The sequence below is a fragment of the Rhizobium brockwellii genome, assembly GCF_000769405.2.
Taxonomy (GTDB): Bacteria; Pseudomonadota; Alphaproteobacteria; order Rhizobiales; family Rhizobiaceae; genus Rhizobium; species Rhizobium brockwellii.
This window is the reverse complement of record NZ_CP053439.1, coordinates 4,141,349-4,163,838: the sequence shown is the minus strand read 5'-3', so window position 1 is coordinate 4,163,838 and position 22,490 is coordinate 4,141,349. Positions and strand designations below refer to the sequence as shown.

19 protein-coding genes are annotated in these 22,490 nt (G+C 61.0%); 1 reads left to right on the top strand and 18 read right to left on the bottom strand.

The genetic code is table 11. The annotated features are described in order from the left end of the window. Nucleotides 1–13: 13 nt before the first annotated feature. From RLCC275e_RS20415 to RLCC275e_RS20400, 4 genes are all read right to left on the bottom strand, one after another. On the bottom strand, nt 14–1,312 hold the full coding sequence (locus RLCC275e_RS20415) for an aspartate aminotransferase family protein (protein WP_082229777.1): 1,299 nt from the start codon (nt 1,310–1,312) through the stop codon (nt 14–16). Next, the gene (locus RLCC275e_RS20410; protein WP_033181845.1) at nt 1,285–2,571 is read right to left on the bottom strand and encodes a TRAP transporter large permease; all 1,287 of its coding nucleotides are present in this window, start codon (nt 2,569–2,571) and stop codon (nt 1,285–1,287) included. The genes RLCC275e_RS20415 and RLCC275e_RS20410 overlap by 28 nt, the downstream gene beginning before the upstream one ends. Continuing rightward, nucleotides 2,568–3,032, bottom strand: coding sequence for a TRAP transporter small permease (locus RLCC275e_RS20405; RefSeq protein ID WP_033181844.1), 465 nt, complete (start codon nt 3,030–3,032; stop codon nt 2,568–2,570). The genes RLCC275e_RS20410 and RLCC275e_RS20405 overlap by 4 nt, the downstream gene beginning before the upstream one ends. A gap of 94 nt (nt 3,033–3,126) precedes the next feature. After that, on the bottom strand, nt 3,127–4,125 hold the full coding sequence (locus RLCC275e_RS20400) for a TRAP transporter substrate-binding protein (RefSeq protein ID WP_033181843.1): 999 nt from the start codon (nt 4,123–4,125) through the stop codon (nt 3,127–3,129). A 222-nt stretch (nt 4,126–4,347) separates the two neighbouring features. Between RLCC275e_RS20400 and RLCC275e_RS20395 the strand changes: the two genes are divergently transcribed. After that, nucleotides 4,348–4,605: a CrpP-related protein gene (locus RLCC275e_RS20395; protein ID WP_033181842.1), complete on the top strand. Its 258-nt coding sequence runs from the start codon at nt 4,348–4,350 to the stop codon at nt 4,603–4,605. Between the two features lie 206 nt (nt 4,606–4,811). Here RLCC275e_RS20395 and RLCC275e_RS20390 read toward each other — a convergent pair whose 3' ends face one another. The 14 genes from RLCC275e_RS20390 to lhpI form a co-directional block, all read right to left on the bottom strand. Beyond that, nucleotides 4,812–6,614, bottom strand: coding sequence for an adenine deaminase (locus RLCC275e_RS20390; RefSeq protein ID WP_033181841.1), 1,803 nt, complete (start codon nt 6,612–6,614; stop codon nt 4,812–4,814). A gap of 108 nt (nt 6,615–6,722) precedes the next feature. Continuing rightward, on the bottom strand, nt 6,723–7,913 hold the full coding sequence (locus RLCC275e_RS20385; RefSeq protein WP_033181840.1) for an amino acid aminotransferase: 1,191 nt from the start codon (nt 7,911–7,913) through the stop codon (nt 6,723–6,725). Between the two features lie 85 nt (nt 7,914–7,998). Further along, the gene (gene hutH, locus RLCC275e_RS20380) at nt 7,999–9,612 is read right to left on the bottom strand and encodes a histidine ammonia-lyase (protein WP_033181839.1); all 1,614 of its coding nucleotides are present in this window, start codon (nt 9,610–9,612) and stop codon (nt 7,999–8,001) included. A 194-nt stretch (nt 9,613–9,806) separates the two neighbouring features. Next, entirely contained in the window at nt 9,807–10,385 is a 579-nt protein-coding gene (locus RLCC275e_RS20375) for a TIGR02444 family protein (protein ID WP_033181838.1), read from the bottom strand. Continuing rightward, a complete protein-coding gene (locus RLCC275e_RS20370) occupies nt 10,385–11,452 on the bottom strand; it encodes an ABC transporter ATP-binding protein (RefSeq protein WP_033181837.1) in 1,068 nt (355 codons plus the stop codon). Before RLCC275e_RS20370 ends, RLCC275e_RS20375 begins: the two co-directional genes overlap by 1 nt. Further along, on the bottom strand, nt 11,449–12,480 hold the full coding sequence (locus RLCC275e_RS20365) for an ABC transporter ATP-binding protein (RefSeq protein WP_033181836.1): 1,032 nt from the start codon (nt 12,478–12,480) through the stop codon (nt 11,449–11,451). Before RLCC275e_RS20365 ends, RLCC275e_RS20370 begins: the two co-directional genes overlap by 4 nt. Nucleotide 12,481: 1 nt before the next feature. Continuing rightward, the gene (locus RLCC275e_RS20360) at nt 12,482–13,405 is read right to left on the bottom strand and encodes an ABC transporter permease (protein WP_033181835.1); all 924 of its coding nucleotides are present in this window, start codon (nt 13,403–13,405) and stop codon (nt 12,482–12,484) included. Beyond that, the gene (locus RLCC275e_RS20355; protein WP_033181834.1) at nt 13,402–14,397 is read right to left on the bottom strand and encodes an ABC transporter permease; all 996 of its coding nucleotides are present in this window, start codon (nt 14,395–14,397) and stop codon (nt 13,402–13,404) included. The genes RLCC275e_RS20360 and RLCC275e_RS20355 overlap by 4 nt, the downstream gene beginning before the upstream one ends. A 67-nt stretch (nt 14,398–14,464) precedes the next feature. Next, nucleotides 14,465–15,403 (bottom strand): isocitrate lyase/PEP mutase family protein, encoded by a 939-nt coding sequence (locus RLCC275e_RS20350; protein ID WP_033181833.1) that lies wholly within the window; start codon nt 15,401–15,403, stop codon nt 14,465–14,467. Nucleotides 15,404–15,548: 145 nt separating this feature from the next. After that, nucleotides 15,549–17,159 (bottom strand): ABC transporter substrate-binding protein, encoded by a 1,611-nt coding sequence (locus tag RLCC275e_RS20345; protein WP_033181832.1) that lies wholly within the window; start codon nt 17,157–17,159, stop codon nt 15,549–15,551. Nucleotides 17,160–17,267: 108 nt separating this feature from the next. Next, nucleotides 17,268–17,843 (bottom strand): UbiX family flavin prenyltransferase, encoded by a 576-nt coding sequence (locus RLCC275e_RS20340; RefSeq protein ID WP_003543560.1) that lies wholly within the window; start codon nt 17,841–17,843, stop codon nt 17,268–17,270. Next, nucleotides 17,840–19,282 carry a UbiD family decarboxylase gene (locus RLCC275e_RS20335; RefSeq protein ID WP_033181831.1) on the bottom strand — a complete coding sequence of 481 codons (1,443 nt, stop codon included), beginning with the start codon at nt 19,280–19,282 and terminating at the stop codon, nt 17,840–17,842. Before RLCC275e_RS20335 ends, RLCC275e_RS20340 begins: the two co-directional genes overlap by 4 nt. A gap of 152 nt (nt 19,283–19,434) precedes the next feature. Next, nucleotides 19,435–21,285, bottom strand: coding sequence for a LysR family transcriptional regulator (locus tag RLCC275e_RS20330; protein WP_033181830.1), 1,851 nt, complete (start codon nt 21,283–21,285; stop codon nt 19,435–19,437). A 111-nt stretch (nt 21,286–21,396) separates the two neighbouring features. Further along, the gene (gene lhpI, locus RLCC275e_RS20325; RefSeq protein WP_033181829.1) at nt 21,397–22,368 is read right to left on the bottom strand and encodes a bifunctional Delta(1)-pyrroline-2-carboxylate/Delta(1)-piperideine-2-carboxylate reductase; all 972 of its coding nucleotides are present in this window, start codon (nt 22,366–22,368) and stop codon (nt 21,397–21,399) included. Nucleotides 22,369–22,490: the final 122 nt, after the last annotated feature.

Genomic DNA, 22,490 nt, shown 5'->3' with positions numbered 1-22,490 from the left:
AACAGCAAATTGGCTAAGCCGCCATGTCTCTTGCGGCGTCTTCAAAGATGCCGATCATGTCGTCGATGACGCCATCGGTATGGGCATCGGAAAGATAGAGACGACCGAAGGCAAACGGCATGATCAACAGCCCGCGGCGGCGAAGCGCCTCATGAAGTTTGAGGGTCATGACGGCATTTGCCCTGTCCAGCGTCTCTGCGTAGTTCGAGGGCGGGCTATCGGCAAACCAGATTGTAAACACAGAGCCCTCCCCAGAGGTTGTAACCGCCCTGCCATAACTGGCAAAAGCTGAATTTATGCCATGCCTTAACCGCTCGCCGCGCGCCAGCAAGGCAGCGTAATCGAGGTCTCTCAGAAGCTGAAACGTTGCGGTGACGGCGGCCGTGGCTACAGGATTGCCGCTGTAAGTTCCGGCGCGGTTGACCGTACCCTCTTCTGCAAGCGCCATGAGGTCGGGTCGACCGACGACAGCGGCAACTGCGACGCCACTGCCGATGGCTTTGCCGACGGTGGCGAGATCGGCTTCCACCTCCATGCTATGCCCCGTCAGCCCGAAACGCGTGCGAAATCCCATCAGCACTTCGTCGAGAATGACAAGCGCGCCATAGCGCCGCGCCGTCGCTTCCACATGCGCAAGATACCCGGGCGCTGCTGGAATGCACCCCGCATTGGCGAGCATGGGTTCCAGGATAACGGCAGCGATGCTGCTGTTTTCCGCGAACAGTTGGTCGACGTCATTGAAGTCGTTAAAGCGCAGCAGCGTGGTTCTCTCGCGCACCGGCCTTGCGTTTGCGAGCATTGCCGCATCGGCGGATCCCGCCTGGCCTAGCGTGACGTCGTCATACCAGCCATCATAGCCGGCAGCCATTTTTGCGATATAGGAGCGGCCCGTGGCAGCGCGAGCGAGCCGGCAAGCGAGATGAACAGCCTCGCTACCGGTATTGGTAAAGATCGCCCGCGACAAATGCTGCGTCGCCGCGGTCAAAACGCTGGCAGCTTCCTCCTCTCCATCATGGGCAAAGGCCGGCATCGGCCCGTTGCGCAGGGCGGCAGTGACGGCCTCGACAACCAGAGGATTCGCATGGCCGATCACCGTCGCCCCAAATCCGAGCGCCGTATCGATATATTTGCGCTGTCTGTCGTCCCAGATATAGGCACCTTGGGACCGTCGGGCGACAAAGGGTTTGCCGTCCATCGGTGGCAAGGCCCGCCCGGCGCTGGAGATTCCCCCAACCAGATGTGTCGTCATCGTATTTGTCCATTCGTTGCTGCCACGGACGGTTGCTAGAACCCGAAGTAACGCGGAAGCCATTCCGTCGTCTCCGGAATGAAGGCGACGAGCAGGAGGCAGATGTTGCTGGTAATGAAGAATGGGATAAGCCTGCGCGTAACCGCGTTCACTCCGACCTTGGCGACGTTGCACACGACGAAGATGTTGGTGCCCACCGGTGGGGTGAACAATCCGATACCCAGCGCCATGGTGAAGATCAGACCAAGCTGATAGGGCTGTAATCCGGCTTCGATGCCGATCGGATGTAATATCGGTGCGAGGATGATCAACGAAGGCCCAAGGTCCGCCCAGGTGCCGACGAAGGTCAGAAGCGCCAGAATCAGCAGGATGGTGATGGTCGGACCGGCTCCCCAAGCATGGAGGAGCCCGGCGGTCCATTGCGGTATCTGTTCGACGGTCAATATCCAGGAGAATGGAACCGAGACAGCCATGATGATCATAATTGCGCCGGTCATGCGCACCGTCTCCACCCCAATCTTCCAAAGGCCGGCCAAGGTAATTTCGCGGTAGAGGACGCCTCCGACCAGAAGAGCCCAGACCACTGCCACGAAAGCAGCCTCCGTCGTTGTCGCAAGCCCACTCAGCATGGAACTGAGAACCGCAATAGGCATCATTAACGCAGGAAGTGCCCGCAAAAGGTGCTTGCTGAAGCTTGTTATGGTCGGACGGGTCTCGGACTTTGGAAAGTTCTCCTTCACCCCGACCCACCAGGCCGTGAGCATGAATGTGACCGCCAACATAAGACCCGGAATGATGCCTGCTGCAAATAGCCCACCAATCGATGTATCCGTTATGACCCCGTACATGATCATCACAACGCTCGGGGGCAGGATGATGCCGAGCGTGCCGGCCGCGGCCGTAACTGCTGCGGCGAAGTCTCTTGGATAGCCCCGTTCGGCCATCGCCGGGATCATGATGGCGCCGACAGCACCCGTGTCGGCCGTGGCCGATCCGGTGATACCGCCATAGATCATGCAGGTCGCGACATTGACGACACCCAATCCTCCTCGCACCCATCCGACCATGTCATTGGCAAGGTCGATGATCCGGCGCGTCAGGCCACCCTCGTTCATAATACCGCCGGCCACGAGAAACAGCGGGATGGACGCCAATGAAATGGAATCGGCTCCCATATAGACCTGTTGCGCAAACCAGGAGGGTGGGAGCGGAACCAGACCGAAATAAATGACGGCCAGGGTGGAAAACGCGATCGACCACGCGACCGGCACACCAGTGTAGAGCGTGATGGCGAAGACGCCGAAGAGAACCAGAAGCGTCATTGGCCACGCTCCCGGAATGCCGAAACGATGCGCGCAATCGCAATGACAGCCAGAGTGGCGCCCATGAAGACGATGATGCTCTGAACGGTCCAACTCGGTGCGCGCATGACGGGGGTCGGAACAAATCCCGTGCGCGCAAGCATGGCCTTGCCGCTCCACAGAAAGGCGGCGGCGACGGTGAGCAGGATGAGATTGTGATAGATGCGAAACCAGCGGTTGCGCCCACTGGTGGATGTGTTGCCGTCGATGGAGACGTTCTCCCCGGCGACCTCCGACAGAACAGCGCCGATCGCGGTCGTCCACAAGAACAGGATACCGACCATTTCAAATGACCAAGTGATACCGGAAAGACCGAGATACCGGCCCACGGCGCCAAGCCCGGTAGAAAGGATTAGGGCGACGACAACGAGGACACCAACGATCGTCACGACGAAGACCGCTGAAGAAGCGAGGCGTTTCATGGGGCTTTCCATCAAAGGTGGACGTAGTTGCACGGGCGACGAATGCGGCAAGGACAGGTCGGAGGACCGATCGCATCTTCACCGCAGGCATTGCCTATTTTCCGGCTGCTGCCGAGCGCACGGACGACACCAGATCGCCCCCCCATTCCGCCCCGAATTTCGCGTAAACGGGATCAACCATCGCACGGAAGGGTGTCGTATCCACCGTCGTTACGGTGACGCCCTTCGACTTGAGGTCTTCGATGACCTGGGCATAGACCTCGTCGAGTTTTCCGCGGTACCAGATCGTCGTCTCTTCCACTGCCTTGGTCACCGCAGCCTGGTTTTCCGGGCTCAGAGCGTCGAAGCGCTCCTTGTTCATAAACCAGAAGTTCGGCGTCCAGATATAATTCGAAACAGACAGGAACTTCGCGCTCTCATACCATTTCTGATCCGCGAAATCGCGTATTTCCGGCTCCACACCGTCGACCACATGCGATTGCAGCGAGGTATAGACTTCCCCGAAAGGAATCGATTGCGGTAGGGCGCCCAACTGTTCGATGGTTGCAAGAATGACGGGGTTCGGCGGCGTCCGCAGCTTCAGACCCTTGATATCCTCCGGTGTCGCGATTGATTTGCTGACGGTTGCAAATTGACGGAAACCGGAATCAAGCGCACCCAGCATCTTGAAGCCGTTGTCTGCACCCGTATCGAAGACCTTTTTCCCGATTGGTCCGTCAAGAAAGGCGTGCGCCGCTTTTGCATCGGAAAACAAGAACGGCAAGGTGACGACGTTGAGCTTCGGATCGATCGCATCCGCAACGCCGCCTAGCCCGATATCGATGGAGCCGGAGCCCACACCATCGGCGATCGGTCCCTCATCGCCCAACTGACCATCTGGAAAAATCTGGACGGTAAGGCCGCCCTTGGTTTCGCCGGCGAGCTTGTCGGCGAACATGGCGACAGCCTCCTGAATGAGGCTCTTCGAGCTTGACGCATGGGCGAGCCGAAGAGTTTCGGCATTCGCTTGGCCGGTGCAAAGCAACAGGATGCCGGCGATGGCGGACATGGAAAGGCGACCGGCGTGAGCCCGCATGATATTGAATTCTAACATGTTACCCTCTTTGTCATTGTTATGACCAAGAGTATGTGCGGCCTTTCTCAGGGGTACAATCGGTAAAGCAACGTCTTCGATCAGGAAACGTTATGTTGCTATATCGGATCGCTATGCTGCGCCGCTTGTCACTGCAACTGTCCCAAATTAACCCATTAATTAGCATTCACTTGCATGCGTGGACTGCGATGCTACCGTCGCCGGCATCGTGGGGGATCGCGTATGACGATTGAAGAGCTGATTGATTTACAGGAAGCAGGCTCTAGGGCGCGGGTGCTCGGCCTGAAGGCTCACGAAAACCCATACCTCGCCGCCCATAGGATGCCGACTGGTGATACCAGCGCCCTCGGGGATTGGCTTGCGCGTCACGACGCGTGGAAGTTCGGTTGGGAAGCGGAGGACGCTAGCCGCGAAGGTAGAATTGTTACGCACTTCAAGGAGCTGGTCTCGATTGCGAAACGAGGTGCGCTCGATGCCTAACGTTATTGATGGTGGTTCGCTAGATCAGGATGATTTTAGGCCCGATCGGCCTAAAATCTGAATCCTGATCAAATCAAAGAAATAGAGCATGATGTCGTCCGAAAACCGCGCACACTTTTCGGCATCATGCTCTAACGACGAGTTCGGTTTTCCTGCCTCGTCACGGCGAAGGATCGGCACCTCTTTCACCATCGGATTACCAGCGTTCAGGCCTTTTCGAAGAGCGGCGAGATCACCATTTCCGGCACCAGCACCAGGCCCTTGTCGGTTATCCGGATTTCCGGGATGACTGATAGCGGGATAAGGTTGAAGCCCATATAGGCGATGGTGCAGCCTGCCTTTTCCCATTCGAGCTTTAGGGCCTTTACCTCGTCGGCGACCTGGTGCACGCGCTTGTCGGACAAAAGCCCGGCGATCGGCAGTGGCACCATGGCCGTCACCCTGCCGTCCATGACGACACAGACGCCACCCTGCTTTTCTTCGATCGCGTCGAGCGCCACCTGCATGTCCGCGGCATTGGTCCCGGCGACGATGATGTTGTGGCTGTCGTGGCCGACCGAGGATGCGACCGCGCCTTGTCTGAGCCCGAAGCCGTTGAGCAGGCCGTGGGCGACATTGCCGGCAGACTTGCCGTGACGTTCCACCACCGTCACGAAGCAGAGGTCGTGCTTGTCGAAATGGGCTTGCCAGTCATTGGCCGGTTCCAGCGTGACGGTGACATGGCCGAGGGTAATGCCAGGCAGCTCCGTCTTGATCGTATGAGCGACGACCGTCTCCGTCGGCAGGTTCGGTGTCAGTTTGAGATTTTTTGGCAGCTTGACCGTGTGGTAGGCGGCATCCGGATAGCGGTATGGTTTCGACAGGGCTTCGTCGAGGATCGGCGTGATCTTCTTGCCGTCGACGACGAGCTCGCCACCATACCAGGTGCTAACAGGCGTAAGGTCGTCGCTGAGAAGCACCAGGTCGGCGCGGCGCCCGCCGCCCAGACCGCCGATTTCGCCTTCCATGCCGAACCGCGTCGCGCCGTGCAGCGAACCCATCGCCCAGGCCTGTTCCGGCCTCATGCCGTATTTCACGGCTTCGCGCGTTACCCAGTCCAGGCCGAAGGCGAGCAGATCTTCGGCATCACGGTCGTCGGTGCAGACGGCGACGCGCTTGTGGGAAGCGCCGAGCTCGGTGATCGTCTTGATCGCCTGCGGCAGCGAATGCCAGGGTGTTGTCGGCGGGCCGCCGCGCAGGAAGATCCACACGCCGGCTTCCAGCAGGTCGTCGGCAATGTCGCGATCGATGGCTTCATGCGTGTCGGTAACGCCGGATGCGGCATAGGCGGCAACAAACTCTCGTCCGTAGACATGGCCCGACACCGGCCTGCCGCGCTCGAGTGCTGCAGCCAGGATCGCATGGCTGCGCTCGTCGCCCATCGCAACGGGGACAAAATCCATTTTCTCACCGAGAGCCACGGCTTCCGGCCACTTGTCGAACAGGGCGGCGATCTTGTCCGGCGTCAGGTCGCCGCCGGCTGTTTCCAGATCCGGCGTCGTCGCCGGCACGGTGCTCGGCACGGTCAGGAAGATCGACAGCGGCGCCTGCCGTGCATCCTCGAGCATGGCCTCGACGCCGGCGACGTCCATGACATTGCCGATCTCGTGGCTGTCGCAGAAGATCGTCGTCGTGCCGTTGAGGAGCGCCGCTTCCGCATAGGTGCAGGCCGTCACCATCGACGATTCGATATGGATATGCGGATCGACCAGGCCCGGGGCGATGATGCCGCCCCTGGCGTCGTAGAGCTTGGCGCTCCCGCCCCTGTAGCTGCCGACCGGCTTCACGGCTGCAATGCGGCCCCCCGAAATCCAGACTTCGCGTCCGTCGAGAAAGCGCTCCGAATAGGTGGACAAAACGCGTGCGCCTTGGATGACGAGGTCGGGTTCGCGACGAGCGGAGGCGACATCGGCAAGACGGCGGGTCATGGTCGAGAGCGGCTGAACGGAGAAGCGGGTAAGCGTGCTCATGTAAACCTCATTTCCAGGGCTCGGGGGAGGACTGGCGAGATTGTAAGGAACGCCGTCAGGGGAGGGAAGCACGAATAGTTCTTGTCTCTGGCCTCAAACGGATGCCAATCAGCGTTTTCCGCGAACTGCCAGAACCGCTTCCGCAAAGGTGTCGATCTGGCTGGCCTGCAGCCCGGCGACATTGATGCGTCCGTCCTCTACGATGTAGATGGCGTGGTGCTCGCGCAGCATCACAGCTTCCCCAGGCGTCAGACCGATCAGAGAAAACATGCCTTTGTTCTTGGCGAGGAAATCGTAGTCGTTGCCATTGGTGAAACGCCGGAACGAGGCAGCCAGCCCCAGGCGCAGCGACAGGATGTTGGAGCGCATGCCGTCCAGTTCGGCGCGCCAGTCGGCCGCGAGTGCCGGGTCCTCCAGGACGGTGCGAACGATAGCCGCGCCATGATCCGGCGGCATCGAATAGACGACACGGGCTCGCACCGTGAGTTGCGCCTTGGTTGCATCCGCCCGATCCGCGTTGGCGGCGAGAATGAATGCAGCACCTGTACGCTCGCGATAGATTCCGAAATTCTTCGAGCATGACGCGGAGACGAGCATTTCCGGAACCATGCCGGCGAGCAGCCGCACGACGAAGGCGTCGTCCTCGAGACCGTCGCCAAACCCCTGATAAGCGATATCGACCAGTGGAACGAGCCCGCGTTCAGCTATGATCTCCGCCAGCGCCTGCCATTGCGAACGGCTCGGGTCGGCGCCCGTCGGATTGTGGCAGCAGCCGTGCAGCAACACGATGTCGCCCCGCTCCGCACGTGAGAAATGATCGAGCAGGGCGTCGAAATCCACCTCGCCTGTTCGGCTATCGAGGTACGGGTAGGTGACGATCTGAAGCCCATTGTCTTCGAGGATCGACACATGGTTCACCCAGGTCGGGTCGGGCACATGCACCGCAGCACCCGGGCGCGCCAGGGAGATCAGGCCGGCGAGCACCGTCAGGGCGCCCGCCCCGCCCGGCGTCTGGATGCCGCGAATTCGCTCCCACGGCGCAGCCTCGCCGAAGACAAGCCTGCCGATGAGATCGCAGAAAACAGGATCTCCGGCCGGGCCGACATAGGCTTTGGTCGTCTGCGCGGTATGGATTCGCTTTTCTGCCTCCCTCACCGCCCGCGGGATCGGCGTCGTACCGGAGGCGTCCCGGTAGACTCCGACGCCGAGATCGATCTTGTTCGAACGACTGTCCTGCCGGAAAATCGGCATCAACGACAGGATCTTGTCGGCTGGCGGCATTGTCAGATCATCGAACATGGTTGTCTCCGGTCAGGGGAATTGCAGGCGGCGATGAAACGCCGGCGCCTCATGATGCGGCCGCAGCCGAAATCAGCCGGCCCGCCTATTTCAGCGCGCCGATCTTGTTTTCGATGGCCTCGAGAAATGCGCCGGACCGCACGATCTCGAGCGCCGGTGTGGTCTGCTTGGGCATGTAGCTGTCCTCCTGCTGGAACGGGATCGCGTCGCGAAGCGCGTCATAGAGCGCCTGGCTGCCGGCTCCGAGCTTGTAGCCGCCGAGCGCCTCTTCGGTCAGGAAGATGGCGCGGGCCGCAAGCAGGCATTCGACACCAAGGATCTTCGGCATGTTGTCGACCACCTGACGCGTCTTGCGGCATGCCCATGTCGCCATCGAAACATGGTCTTCCTGGCTGCTCTTGGTCGGGATGCTATCGGCAACGGCGGGAAAAGCCAGCGTCTTGTTTTCCGATGCGACGGACGCCGCAGCCGTCGAGATGATGCCATAGCCGTAATTGAGGCCGATCGGCTTGCCGGCAAGGTTCGGCGGCAGACCGTAGTTCAATGTCGTGTCGCAGAGCGAGAACAGGCGTCGCTCGGAAATATTGCCGATTTCCACCAAAGCGATCGTCAGGATGTCCATGGCGAAAGCGATAGGTTCGCAATGGAAATTGCCGCCGGACAGGAATTCCAGCGCGCCGAGTTCGTTCCAGAAGACGAGCGGATTATCGGTCGCGGCGTTGAGCTCGCGCGTGATCAACTCCTTGGCGTGCTCCAACTGGTCGCGGCAGCTTCCATGCACCTGCGGCAGGCAACGGAAGGAATACTGATCCTGGACCCGGGCGGTGTGTTTCGGATGCAGAATATCGTCCTCGAGGCGTACCGCACGCGCTGCCTCGGTTGTCCGACGGCTACCCTCGATAATGCGACGGATATTTTCCGCTGTCGCGATCTGCCCGGGCTGCTTGCGCACGAGATGAATGCGGGGATCGAACGCCGCCTGCTCGCCGCGGATCGCCTCCAGACTGAGCGCACCGGCCGCATCGGCTGTCTTCATCAGCATCTCGGCGTCGTGGAGGTTGAGAACCGCCATGGCCGCGCAGAGGCTGTTGCCATTGATGAGGGCAAGGCAGTCCTTCGCCTTGAGATCGAAAGCAATCGGGGAGATGCCGGCTTTTTCCAGAGCCTGCGGCGCCGGCATGCGTTCGCCCTGGTAATAGGCTTCCGCCTCCTCATAGCCGATCAGCACCGAAACCATGTGCGCGAGCGGCGCCAGATCGCCAGACGCGCCGACCGACCCCTGGATCGGCACCACAGGGTGAACGCCGCGGTTCAACATCTCAACGAGACGGTCAACCACCTCGATCCGCAGGCCGGAAACTCCGAGGCAGAAGGCGTTGATACGGACGGCCATCATGGCGCGGACGATTTCTTCCGACGCCGGTACTCCGATGCCGGAGCAATGAGAGAGGACGATATTGCGCTGGAAGCGGTCGTTGTCGGCCTGGTTGATCGCATAGTCCTTGAGCTTGCCGACGCCGGTGTTGAAGCCGTAGGTTGGCGGCGCGTTTTCGGTCAGCCAGTTTTCCTCGATATAGTTTCTCACCTTGATGATTTCGGCGCGCGCTGCATCGGCGAGCGCTACCTTGGCACCCTGGCGCGCGATGCGAACGGTATCTTTGATCGTCAGGCTGTCACCGTCTAAAATTATGGTGTTCATCTCGATGTCCTTGAAGCTCGATAAGTGTGAGAAGGTAAGTGCCGAAATCGAACACGCGCGCCGGGAGCGCAGCCTGTCTCGATCGCAGCGGTAATGCCGCCAGTGACGGCGACGGAGTTTTCCGCGACACCTTCTTCGATGACGATGGTTCCCGTGAAAAGGACGTCGAAATCGCTCATGATGTCTTCAGATCCTCAGTGCGCATGATGGGGAAGGCCGCAGCACACGGCTTTGGCGGCGGCTCGAAGCCGCCCGATCAACGCCCCTGCCTTGGGTTCCGGCATGGAAATCGTTTCGAGATAACGGGCTGCCAGCCCGCCCGGCCCTTCGAGCGGGAGAAAGTCGTCGGCCAGACGCCGGACCTGCAACCGTTCCGCCTCCAGCTCCGCTGCTTTGATCTTCTCGTAAAATTCAATCTCTGCCGTGTTCCTGCGGCCTTGACGCAGGGTTAGCCGAAGATGTCGCAACGGCAGGACGAAAAGCGAACGCCATTCGCCGGCACGTTCCAGAAGCCGCTGCATCTCGCCGTCATCCGCGCCGTGTCCGTCACTATCCGCAAGAGCGAAGAACAGCAGAGACGGCACGTCCACCGCATGACTGTTCTGGGCTTCGAGGCACCAAGACGCGATGCCGGGCTCGCCGTAGAGCTGGACCATGACATCGAACACATTGGCACAGAAAGTAGCGCGCCTCGCAGCTTCAGCATCCTGTTCCGAGCGCGCGGTGCCGCTTGCCAGCGTTTTTTCGTCGAATGCATCAGGGGCTTTTTCCATCACGCTTGCTCCGCCGTCTTCATTCCGGGTGCCGGTTCGTCGTGAGGGAAATGACAGGCCGCGAATTGGCCGTAGGGCATCGCTGCAAGCTTCGGTTCCTGCGCTGCGCAGACCGCCTGAGCGCGTGGGCAACGCAGGCGGAACCGGCATCCGGACGGCGGCGCGCTCCGCGAGGAGGCCTGAGTCGGCGTTGCGCTCGGCACGATCTTCCGGCTGGCATCGGGAACCGGGACTGCTTCCAGCAGCATGCGGGTATAGGGATGCGCCGGACGCTGATAGATGGCATCGCCGGTTCCGATCTCGACGATCTTACCCATGTAGAGGACGGCGACCCTGTCGCTGACATTGCGCACGACGGCGAGATCGTGGGAAATGAAGATCAGCGCCAGGTTTCGCTTCTGGCGGATATCCTGCAGAAGATTGATCACATGCGCCTGCACCGACACGTCGAGAGATGCAACCGGCTCGTCGCAGACGATCAGCTCCGGCCCAACGGCAAGCGCCCGCGCGATCGCAATACGTTGGCACTGGCCGCCGGAAAACTGATGCGGCCTGCGGCCCTCCACCATCGTCCGGCTCATGCCGACATCGTTGAGCGCACGATCGACCCTTTCCAGTCTTTCCGCTTTGCGGATGCCCTGGATCTCAAGGCCTTCTCCGACGATATCCTGCACCTTGCGGCGCGGATTGAAGGAAGAAATCGGGTCCTGGAAGATCATCTGCAGCTTGCTGCGGATGGCGCGAAGATCGGAAGCAGACCGGTCGGCAACATTCAGGCCGTCATATTCGACGTGGCCGTCGACACGCGTGTCCGCCTTCGGCAGCAGCTTCAGAAGGGCACGGCCGATGGTCGTCTTGCCGCTGCCCGACTCTCCGACGAGACCGAGCGTTTCCCCGGGTGCCACGTCGAAGGAGACGCCGTCGACCGCAACAAAGATCTTGCCGCCGCGCCGGTATCTGACCGAGAGATCGCGTACTTTCAAAAGCGCGTCGTCGCGCAGGAAAGCATCGAAGGTATGCGTTGCGGCACCTGAATCGACGGCCCGGCCGGAAGCCTTGTCATTCATGACAATGCCCTCCTTTCGACCGCAGCGTCGGCTGCATCGCCGGTTTGAACAGGCACATAGCAGGCGAAGCGATGCTTGCCGTCCGCACTGGTGGTCATCGGCGGCATCGAGACATGGCAGCGAGCCTCGGCGGCGGGACAGCGCGGTGCGAACGGGCATCCCGGCGCGGGATCGGCGAGATCGGGCGGACGGCCCGGGATCGTGTGCAATTTCGTATGAGCCGGCTGGTCCATGCGCGGCATCGCCGAAAGCAGAGCCTCGGTATAGCGATGGCGCGGATGGGAAAAGACGGCGTCCGTCGGGCCGTATTCCACGACATGCCCGCCATAGAGCACGAGGATGTCGTCGGTGCGTCCCGCGACGATGCCCAGATTGTGCGTGACCAGGATCATCGACATCTGCCGCTGCTGCTGGATAAGCTGCAGCAGATCGAGAATTTCCTTCTGAACCGTCACGTCGAGCGCGGTCGTCGCCTCGTCGGCGATCAGCAGATCCGGCTGGCAGGCAAGTGCCGTGGCGATCATGATCCTCTGCTTCATGCCGCCCGAAAACTGATGCGGATAATGCCCGTAACATTCCGCGGCATCGGGAATGCCGACGCTTGCCAGCAGTTCGATCGCGAGTGCCTTTGCCTGCGCCTTTCCAAGCCGCAGATGGAAGCGGCTCGCCTCTTCGATCTGCCGCCCCACCCGTACGAACGGGTTGAGGGATGTCATCGGGTTCTGGAAAACCATCCCGAACCTGCGGCCGAGAAAGGCGCGGCGTTTCGTCTCGTTAAGCGTCGAGAGATCGGTCCCGTCGACAAGGATGCGACCGCTGGTTTTCATGCCCTCCGGCGCAATGCCCATGATCGTCTTGACCAGCATGGATTTGCCCGCGCCGGATTCTCCGACGATGCCGAGCGTCGTGCGCGGCGGGATGCTGAAGCTCACGTCATGCAGCACGCGGATCGGCCCGAACGGCGACCTGAAATGACAGGACAGCTCGTGACAATCGAGGACCGGGGTGGTGTTCGCTGCCTCGTTCATATCAGAGTTCCCTGCCGCGATGGTTCATGCGACGGGCCAGACAATCCCCGACCGTGTTGAGCGAGTAAACTGTTAGAACGATGGCGACGATTGGTCCGAAGATCAGCAGTGGAAAGCGGCTGAGCAGGTCGGTCGAGCTGGCGATCATCCCGCCCCAGCTCGGCGCCGGCGCTGGAATGCCGTAACCGAGAAAACTCAGCGATCCCTCCGTGATGATCAGCCCCGCCATCAGCGGCGGAACGATGGCCGTCAGCGCCGGAACGAGATTAGGCAGGATCTCGCGCAGCAGAAGGCGCATGTCCGACGCGCCCATGGCGCGTGCCGCCAGCACGTAATCACGGTCGTTCTGGGCAATCACGCCGCCTTTGGCGATGCGTGCATAGGTTCCGATATCGAGCAGGCCAAGTGCCAGCATCATCGTGAAAACCGAATTTCCGGTCACCGATATCAGCGCCAGGATGACGAGGATCGGCGGAAGCGACGCCATGGAATTGGCATAGAGATCGACGATCCGCTCGACCGGGCCGCGATAGAAGCCGGCCAGCATTCCGAGGATCATGCCGATCACCAGCGAGATCAGCGTCGCGACCGAGACGATGGCGAGCGTCGTTCGCGCACCGTAGAGCACCCGGGACAGGATGCTGCGCCCGAGCGCATCGGTTCCGAACAGGCCGTTCAGGCTCCATTCCGGGCCTTGCGAGAAATCGCCATAGGGGAAGCTTGCCCGAACGAGACCCGGAATGAACTCCACGAAAACCGAGGAGATGATCAGGACCGCCAGGAACACGAAGGCGAACCATTCCATCGGATGGCCGCTCGGCATGCGGAAACGCGCGGTCTTCGGCATCGCGGCATTCAACGTCTCCGCCAATGCGGCCGCTTCGCCGGGCACGAGGTCCGTTTGTGTCGGCTTAAGGCGGCTCATGACACGTCCACCCGCGGATCGATCAGCGCGTAACCGAGATCGACCAGGATGAAGATGACGACGAAGATCACCACCGTCAGCGACAGAATGGCCTGCATGACGGGCAGGTCGTGGCTGCTCACCGCGTTGAGAACGGTCCAGCCGATGCCGGGCACCGCGAAATAGCTCTCGACGATGAAGGAACCGCCGAGCAGATAGGTCATGGACAGGCCCATCACCGTCAACACCTGGGGAGAGGCCGGGCGCAGCACGTGGCGCATCAGGATATAGCGCGTCGGCAGGCCCTTGGCCCTGGCAACGAGGACATAGTCCTCCTGGAGGATCGCGACGAATTCGCTGCGGCTCACCCTGTAGAAATAGGCTGCCTGGTGCACGCTGAGGCACATGACCGGCAAGGCGACGTAATAGAGATTGCCGATCGGATCTTCGCCGAAGGTAACCCAGCCGGTCGCCGGCAGCCAGCGCAGCACGATTGCGAAGACGAAGCCGAGCAGAACCACGATGACGAAAGTCGGGATCGACAGCATGACCGAGGAGACCGCCCGCAGCACCGTATCGACGATGCCGCCCGGCCGGCTGGCCGTATACATGGCGAGCGGCACGCCGATCAGGAGCGAGACGAACATCGCAAGCAGCGCAATCTCGAACGTCACCGCCGCCCGGTCGACCAGGAGTTTTGCCACGGACTGCTGGCTGAACATCGTCTGCCCGAGATCTCCCTGAAGAAGCCGCCCGAGCCAGCCGAGATAACGTTCCCAGACCGGCAGATCGTAGCCGTAGCGGCTGTTCAGCGCATCGATCTGCGCCTGCGTCGCGTTCTCTCCAAGGATCAGCTGCGCCGCCGACCCCGGCATCAGGCTCGACAACGCCGTCGCCGAGAACGTCACCAGCAGGAAGACCGGAATGCCGGCCAGAAGCCGCACGCCAACCGCTTTCAGATAGGAGAGCTTGGCAATTCGCAACGATCGGACTCCGATTGTTAGGTGGAACATCCAATGCCGGACTGGACCGGCATCCGGATTTCGCAAAACGAGATGGCAGAGCGGCCAGCCTCCGGGATCAGAGCGCCTTCCATCTGTCCTCGGCATCGAGCCAGCCGCTGTCCCGCTCCAGCGAGGCTTTCTGCTCGGCAGGCGTCATGCCGCCCATGCTATGCTCGTCCGCATAGCGCGTGCTGCGGTCCTTGAAGACATGTCGACCGTAATCCATCATGCCATACATCGATCCCTTCTCGAGATAGTGCATGGTCACCAGGTTGAAGCCGAGCGCCTCGATTTCCTCGAGCCGCACGAAGGGCACGCCGTTGACGGTCGCGACATCGCCGAACATCTTCCAGCCGGGCAATTCCTTGGCCACCTTCTGGCATTCCTCCAACGTGCGCAGGCCGTGCACATAGGTCATCTCAGCGCCGAGTGCTGCGGCGCGCACGCAGCGTTCGATAGCGTCGTCCAACCCCTTTTCGAGCTTGGATTCGGTGCGCGCTATCACCACGCAATCGGTGCCTTGACAGGCCTCGATCGAGGCCTTGATCTTGGCGAGCCACAGTTCCTGCGAGACGACCTCATGCGGCACGTTGCCATCGACCTTGCCGGCCAGCGTCGCCGCCTCCATGGCGCGGCCGAACCGCGCATAGCCGCGTTCATTGGGTGTATCCTCGATCAGGATCGCTCCGGCACCGGCCTTGGCGAGACGATAACAGGTGCGGAAGGTCTGGACGACATCACCGAAGCCGTCATCAGCATCGATGACCAGCGGCAAAGGCGAGTAGTCGGCGATGCGGTCGGTCGCGTAGACCAGTTCCTCCTGATTGTGCAGGCCAAGATCGGGCACTCCGGACATGCTGAATCCCAGCGATGCGCCGCTGAGCAGGATCGCCTCGAAGCCGGCCATTTCCGCCGCCTTGGCGGAGTAGCAATCCCAGACGCAGGGCGTGAACACCTGCTTGCGGGAAACCAGGTCCCGAAACTTCACCTTCTTGCGATTGCCGATCATCGTCATCCACCTTTTCCGATCGCCCCGCATCGCAGGGCTCATTCTGTCGTCTTAACGTCTCTGGCGTGTATGGTCGTCCAGCCCATCGACCGGCCCTTCGCTGCTCGCCCGGATCTTCCGGGCGAGCCTGCGCGTCGTGATCTGCAACCTGCTATTTCTGGCAGGCATCCGTGCAGACGTAGAGGAACTGCTTTTGCAGGATGCCGCCATTCGAAGGAACGACGCCGCCGGTATTGTCGCGCAGCAGCAGCGAGCGCGTCTGTTCCCCGAAGATGTAAAGCGGCATTTCGGTTGCAACGAGCTTCTGAACCTTGACATAGGCGGCTTTGACAGCAGCAGGGTCGAGGGTGGAGCTGGCCTCCTTCAATGCAGCGTCCATCTCGGCGCTCTTGTACTGTCCCCAGTTGAAAGCACCGCCGGAACTGAGCAGGTTGGAAATGTTCGGCTCGGCACCGTTCGACACCAGCACCCCGCCTTCGACGCAGATGTCGAAGTCGAGCTGCGTCTTGCACCGCTGGATCAGCGAGGCCTGGTCGACCTCGACGATCTCGGCCGAGGCGCCTTCATAGCCGGTCAGCACCTGCTGGATGTAGGCGGCAAGACGCTTCAGGTCCGAGTTGGTATAGGTGACGATCTTGATCGAGAATGGCTTGCCGTCCGCCTTCAGAGCATCGAACAGTTCCTGCGCCTTCTTCGGATCATAGGCTGGAAGAGATGAAGCGCTGTCGAAATAGGGCGAATTCTCTCCAAAATAATTGCTGGGTGCCTTGTATCCGGGCATCTGCGTGAAGGCCTGCATCAGCCGCGCGCGGTCGATGGCGGAATAGAAGGCCTCGCGGGCGCGAACATCCGTGAAGATACCCTTGGCCTGGTTGAGATAGGCGCGGTTGATGCCGCGGATCGGGATCTCGTGGGTCGCAACCCCCGGCGCCGTTGCGTTCGAGCCGAACTGATAGGGATAGCCGGCCATCATCGTTGCGCCGCCCTGAACGACGGTGGCGATGCGGCTGTTGGTTTCGGGAATGATCGCGAACTTGATCGTATCCAGATAAGGGCGCGGCTGATCCCAATAACCGGGATTGCGGGCCATGGTCATCGATATGCCCTGATTCCACTCGGTCAGCGTAAAGGCGCCGGCGCCCACCGGCTTGATGTCGGTCTTTTCCTTGGCGGCCTTCAACGCTGCCGGCGAGGCGATGAAGGGGCACAGCTCGGCGACCTGGGCTGCGAAATTGGCGTTCGGGGAGGACAGCTTGATCGTCAGCGTCTGCGGATCGACGACGGTGATCGCCTTGTTCCAAGAGGATATGAACGGCTGCGCCGGTGAAAGCGTGGCCGGATCTGCGGCGCGGTCCCAATTGTATTTGACGGCTTCCGCATCATAGGGCGTACCGTCGGTGAACTTCATGTCCTTGCGAAGCTTCAAGGTCCAGGTCACGGCGTCGGTGCTGGCCAGGCTTTCGGCCATGCCGCCGGTCACGACGCCCTTGTCGTTGACGTAGACGATAAAGCCGTAGACGGCGTCGAGCACATCCATTGGACCGCCGGGATAGGTGCCGGCGGTGATCGCCGGATCCCAGCTCTTGATGTCCGAACCGTTGATAATGGTCATCGTGCCGCCGCTGACGGGTTTTTCCGTCTGCGCACCCGCGTGAGATGCGGCGAGCATCACGGGTGCGGCCGTCGTCAGCGACAACAGCAAGGCGGCGGCGCCGCGCATGAACAGGCTCTGCAAGCTTCTGGAACGATTGTCTGACAACATCACTCTATCTCCTTTTTTTTGAGTTCCCCTGGGGGAGTGATTGTGCGTCGTTGTTTTGCATGCGGTTGACATGATGGCCCGGCAGCTTTCAGCACTGCTCTTCATGGCTCAGTCGTTATGATCCTCCGTCCAGCGCCGGACCGTCGGATGATGAAGCCCGAATTGATCCAGCGCACGCCCCACGGTCTGGTCGACCATTTCGGCGATTGATTTCGGCAGTGTGTAAAAGCTCGGCACCGGCGGCATGATGACCGCGCCGTTGCGTGTTGCCTGGTCCATCAGTGCGATATGGCCGGCATGCAACGGCGTTTCCCGCACCATCAGCACCAGCCGGCGGCGTTCCTTCAGGCAGACATCGGCGGCGCGCACGATCAGATCGTCCGCATAACAATGCGCGATCCCGCTCAGCGTCTTGATCGAGCATGGCGCAACCAGCATGCCGTCGCACCGGAAGGAGCCGGAGGCGATCGAGGCGCCGATATCCCCGTGGCTGTAGACCCGGTCGGCGAGGCCACGGATTTCGTCCGCGGTCTTTCCCGTCCCTTCAGCCAGTGCCGTGCGGATCGCTGAGGGCGATATGACGAGATGCGTCTCGACGTCGTCGAAATCCCGGAGCATCTCCAGCGCACGCAGGCCGTAGATTGCACCGGAAGCCCCTGATATGCCGATGATCAACCGCCTCAAACGAGTATCTCCGGCTTGACGCGCGACAGCAGCTGGCGCATCCGTTCGTAGGAATCCGGCGGCGGAAGCGCCTTGTCGAACCCTTCCCTTCGATCGCCCGCCTTCATCGTGGCGTCGTAACCGACCTTGGCGATCACGCCGCCGGATTCCTGAGGCTCGGACCGGTCTGCCGGAAGGTCGGTGACGATGAGAATGTCGCGCTCCGCGCGCATGCGCGTCATCTTTGCCAATTCGACGGCATCGAGGTCCCAAGGATCGACATCGCTGTCGACGATCGTGATGTTCTTGACGATGCTGACCGCACCCCAGCAGATCGACATGATGCGGCGTGCCTGTCCCGGGCGGGGCGTATCGATCTGCACGACAACGTTGTTCCGTCCGCTGCCTGATGCGGTGACGGCAACCTCGCCGACATTGAGAACGGACCGCCGGATGACGGCCTTGAGGCTGGCAGCGATCGGCACCGCGCCGAGATAGAGGTGCTCCATGTGGTAACCGGGCTCGATCACCTGCAACATCGCGTCGGAGCGGCAAGTCATGCATTCAAATCTGACGCGCACTCCGGAACCGTAATCCTCGTACATGCCGTGATATTCTGAGACCAGTCCTTCGAGGATCGGCTCGTCGATATGAATATGACCTTCGAGCACGATCTCCGCCTCTGCAGGCACGGCAAGATCGACCGACTTGCAGCGGGCAAGCCGCACCGGCTCGCCGAGCAGCGATCCGGCGCAGTGCATTTCATCGTCACCAAGCCCCAGATAGAAGCAGGCGGCAAGCTGAATGGCTGGATGCGCGCCGAGGACGACGGCGAAGGGGAGCGGCTCGCCTTTGGCGCCCGCCTTGCGGGCCATGATGGCGAGATGATGGTTCGGTGCAATTCCGATCATCGCCTCGTTCGGACCAAGCATCTTGATACGGGCATAGGACGCGTTGCCCAAGCCGGTTTCGGGGTCGCGCGCCACGATCAGACCCGCGGTAATGTAAGGACCGGTCTCCTTGGAAAAGAATGTCGGGACTGGAAGCCGGGTCAGGATGTCGTCCTGGAAGAGCTGTTGCTGTACCGGCGCATCGTCCACGAAGACAGGCGGCATGGGAGAGGCGATCGAGGACAGCAGCTTTTCCTGGATCTCGCTTTTTGCGACGCCAAGCGCCAGGGCGACACGATCGAGATCCGACAGGATGTTGCCGAAGATCGGCATGTCGTGACCTTTGATGCGGTCGAGCCGCACCGCCGCCTTTTCATCGACGATGGAAAGGATGGCCGACACGTCGTGGATCGGGTCGATCTCCTCCGAAATCACCAGCAGCTGACCGCGTCGGTCGAGTTCCTGAAGAATGCCTCGACAGGATTGATCGCTTTCGCTGCCGCGCATTGCAGCGCTGGCCGTCTTGGATGTCATGGCCGCGTCTTCAAGCGGATCAGGGCGATCATTCATCCGGCAATCCTGTGAAAGTCATTTCCGAGCTGTTTGATGCGCCAAGTATCAGCCGCAGGCCGGAGGCTGGGTAGCTCGAAAATCATGAATTGGAGGATAGGAAAATCAGAATGCTCGGCGCATGATCCCGATCCGACGCGACATGCGTTAGATCACGCCTGTTGGCCGAAGACGGCAACGAGTGACTGGATCATCGTCCGTTCCGCCTCGGACAGCGTCCTTTCGCCAGAGAAAATCACCGAGAGGTTTCCGGCGATGACGTCTTCCGTAATCGACGCCGCGGTGAGGCGTCCGCTGCCGATGTCCTGCTGGACCGAGGACACCGGAAGGACCGTGCAGACCGGCAAGCGGCGGACCATGGCGATGGCCAATGGCAGAGAACCGACGTCCATGACGGGCTCGACACGCAGATGCCGCGCGCTGGCGGCTGCCATGAACGCCTGATGGATACTGAGATGCTTGATTCCGAGAACCAGCGGAAATCCGCAAACTTCGGCCAGTGGAATTTCCGTTCGGCCGGCAAGGTTCAAGGCCGGATTGGCAATGACCGAGAGGCGCTCGCTCGGTCCGAGATGGATCCGGGTCATCTGCGTCTGGACGACGCCGACGATGGCCAGATTGAGCTCTCCCGCGCGCACCTGGTCGTGAAGCGCAGCGTTGGAACCTTCGACGATCCTCAGCCGGTACTCGGGATGGCCAAGGCGGGTTGCCGTCAGTGCCTGCGCCACCTTGTCCGTCATGACGCTGTCATGCCCCGAACTCGGCAGCATGCCGATTGAGATGGTCGCCTGTGTGTGGGCGGCAATATCCAGACTGGCGCGAAGGAGGCTATCGATGCGCTCTTCGATCTCCAGGGTGAAGGGAAGCAATGCCTTGCCGGCCTTCGTGCTCTCGGCACCGTTGCGCCGCCGTTCGAACAGGGGTTGCCCGACAACTGCCTCGATCTTCTGAATCTGAGTCGAAACGGAAGGTTGCGTAATATGCGCCGCGCGCGCCGCCGCCGAAATACCTCCGCTGAGATGCGCAAGGTTGAAGTAGTGCAATTGACGTGCCGTCAACTGCGGCCGGAAGACGATATTGGCCTCCGTTGCCTCCAGATTTTTCTTGAGGTTACAAAGCAGGGCGGACACGACCTCCTGGTCCGGCCCGTTTGCGCGCACGCCCAGGGTGCTCGACAATGGCGGATCGAGGGGCTCCAGATGCAGGCGCGCAAGTCCGAGCCGGTCGGCGACCATACTGCGGGGCATCAGGAACCGCATCTGCGGAAACTCGTTGAGCAGCCGATGAAGGTCTGCCGGCTCCTCATCCATCAGGATCATGCGGTCGCGGATGCCATGCTCGTCCGCATATCGGGTGACGGCATCGCGAAGTGCCTGACGCATTTTCAAAACGACAAATTTCTGATTGGGGGAGCGAAGATCAATCGCGGCCTCCGCCGTTCCGACGGAAAACCAGACCTCATCGTAAAAGGGCGTCATCGCAGGCAGGTTCGCAGATGGCACGCCGGTCATATAGCCGACTTCGATTTCCATCGAACCCGCATTGCCAGGGATTTCCTCGGCCTCGTCGTCAACAAGGGATTTTCCTCGCATGTCTGCAAACATCACGTCGATCAGCAGGTCGGGCCGCTCGCGTTCCATATCTTCGACAGTACGTCCGATCGCCTTCGAAAACCGGCCGATGGAGAAACTGAGATCGAGACGAATATCGATGCGAAGATGGTCCGTGTCCCCATTCCGCATCCGACGCACGAACCTTTCGCGATGAAGGATGGCCGTTGCCTGCTGAAACAGCCAGAAGGCTGCTGGCAAAGGGCTGAGGTGACCGCTTTTCCGAATGAAGAGCTTGAGTTGAAGTTCATTTTCCAAAGTACGCAGACTTGATGTCAGCGCCGAAGGAGCAATCCCAAGCTCGCGCGCGGTCTCTGCCAGCGTCGGGCTCTGACAGGCCAGTACGAAATGGGCCAGTTGCTGGATTTCGATGCGCGGCGGATTTGTAATCACTGCGGGTCTATATCGGATTTGCTCAAGGGGCTTACCCGACTATGGCACACAAAGCGTTATATCGCACGAATATCAGCGCCGGCCCGTTGCTTCCCCTTCGCCCCAAAGACATCAGCCTGCAATCAAGACTGCCTCATACACCATTGTCGCGGCGGCAAGATCGGCCAACGCCGTTCCGACTGCCTTGTAGAGAGTGATCTCATCGTTGGACGCCCGCGCTGGAACATCCCGGCGACACAGCTCGTCAAGTGTCGCACGCACCGCGTCTGCGGAAATGACGCCGGCCCTGATCGGCTGAACCAGATCGCCCGCTTCGTGAAGGGCTTCGTGCGTGTCGATATAGACCGAGGAGCGCCGAAGCGCCTCGTCATCGGCCTCGCGCATCGCCGGGGTGAAGCCGCCGATCAGATCGGCATGGGTGCCCGGCCGCAGCCATTCGCCCCGGATAAGCGGTGCTGTCGCCAGCGTCGCCGCGCTGACGACATCGGCTTGCCGCACTGCTGCTTCCAGATCGGTGACGGCAGTGGCCTGGAGCCCCTGTTGCCGGAGGCTCTGCGCCAGCCGTTCCGCATTGGCGGGATCGATATCCCAGATATCGACATCTGCGATCGGCCGGACGGCGCGATAGGCATCGGGTATGAGGCTCGCAACGCGGCCTGCGCCGATCACCAGCAGACGGCGGGCGTCCTTTCGAGCAAGATAATCCGCGGCAAGGGCCGATGCTGCGACCGTGCGGCGCGTGGTGATCGTGTTTCCGTCAAGGAGCGCAAGCTGCATCCCGGTCCGACCATCATAGAGCATGTAAGTCGAGGTCAAACCGGGAATGCCGCGCACCGTGTTGCCGGGAAAGACGGTGACGATCTTGATGCCAAGGTAGCGCTCCGACCGGTGCGTTTCATGCCAGGCCGGCATCAGAAGCAGCGTCGCATCCGGTTCGCCGCTATTGGCTATCGTGTGGTGATGCCGTACCGGCACGACACAGCCTTCGGCAAATGCTTGCCGCAGGGTCGCGACCAGCGCGCCGAAAGGGAGAAGCTCGCCCGTTGTCCGGGCATCGAGAATACGGATTTGTGTGTCGGTCATTGAAGCGATCTCCCGGTAAGTTCTGACTGCTGGATAAAGCGAATTCTCTGTGATTGAACGAGAGCCGCGTCGCCGCTGCGCGGCGTACCAGCTTTCAACCGGCATCGGCCCTTTGGACACTC

Excerpts from the sequence above, each read along its gene's own strand:
- RLCC275e_RS20390 (WP_033181841.1), bottom strand. The coding sequence starts at position 6,614 with ATGAGCACGCTTACCCGCTTCTCCGTTCAGCCGCTCTCGACCATGACC.
- RLCC275e_RS20385 (WP_033181840.1), bottom strand. The coding sequence starts at position 7,913 with ATGTTCGATGATCTGACAATGCCGCCAGCCGACAAGATCCTGTCGTTG.
- RLCC275e_RS20400 (WP_033181843.1), bottom strand. The coding sequence starts at position 4,125 with ATGTTAGAATTCAATATCATGCGGGCTCACGCCGGTCGCCTTTCCATG.
- hutH (WP_033181839.1), bottom strand. The coding sequence starts at position 9,612 with ATGAACACCATAATTTTAGACGGTGACAGCCTGACGATCAAAGATACC.
- lhpI (WP_033181829.1), bottom strand. The coding sequence starts at position 22,368 with ATGACCGACACACAAATCCGTATTCTCGATGCCCGGACAACGGGCGAG.
- RLCC275e_RS20395 (WP_033181842.1), top strand. The coding sequence starts at position 4,348 with ATGACGATTGAAGAGCTGATTGATTTACAGGAAGCAGGCTCTAGGGCG.
- RLCC275e_RS20370 (WP_033181837.1), bottom strand. The coding sequence starts at position 11,452 with ATGAATGACAAGGCTTCCGGCCGGGCCGTCGATTCAGGTGCCGCAACG.
- RLCC275e_RS20355 (WP_033181834.1), bottom strand. The coding sequence starts at position 14,397 with ATGTTCCACCTAACAATCGGAGTCCGATCGTTGCGAATTGCCAAGCTC.
- RLCC275e_RS20415 (WP_082229777.1), bottom strand. The coding sequence starts at position 1,312 with ATGGCTTCCGCGTTACTTCGGGTTCTAGCAACCGTCCGTGGCAGCAAC.
- RLCC275e_RS20335 (WP_033181831.1), bottom strand. The coding sequence starts at position 19,282 with ATGAATGATCGCCCTGATCCGCTTGAAGACGCGGCCATGACATCCAAG.
- RLCC275e_RS20410 (WP_033181845.1), bottom strand. The coding sequence starts at position 2,571 with ATGACGCTTCTGGTTCTCTTCGGCGTCTTCGCCATCACGCTCTACACT.
- RLCC275e_RS20345 (WP_033181832.1), bottom strand. The coding sequence starts at position 17,159 with ATGTTGTCAGACAATCGTTCCAGAAGCTTGCAGAGCCTGTTCATGCGC.
- RLCC275e_RS20405 (WP_033181844.1), bottom strand. The coding sequence starts at position 3,032 with ATGAAACGCCTCGCTTCTTCAGCGGTCTTCGTCGTGACGATCGTTGGT.
- RLCC275e_RS20365 (WP_033181836.1), bottom strand. The coding sequence starts at position 12,480 with ATGAACGAGGCAGCGAACACCACCCCGGTCCTCGATTGTCACGAGCTG.
- RLCC275e_RS20350 (WP_033181833.1), bottom strand. The coding sequence starts at position 15,403 with ATGACGATGATCGGCAATCGCAAGAAGGTGAAGTTTCGGGACCTGGTT.
- RLCC275e_RS20360 (WP_033181835.1), bottom strand. The coding sequence starts at position 13,405 with ATGAGCCGCCTTAAGCCGACACAAACGGACCTCGTGCCCGGCGAAGCG.
- RLCC275e_RS20375 (WP_033181838.1), bottom strand. The coding sequence starts at position 10,385 with ATGGAAAAAGCCCCTGATGCATTCGACGAAAAAACGCTGGCAAGCGGC.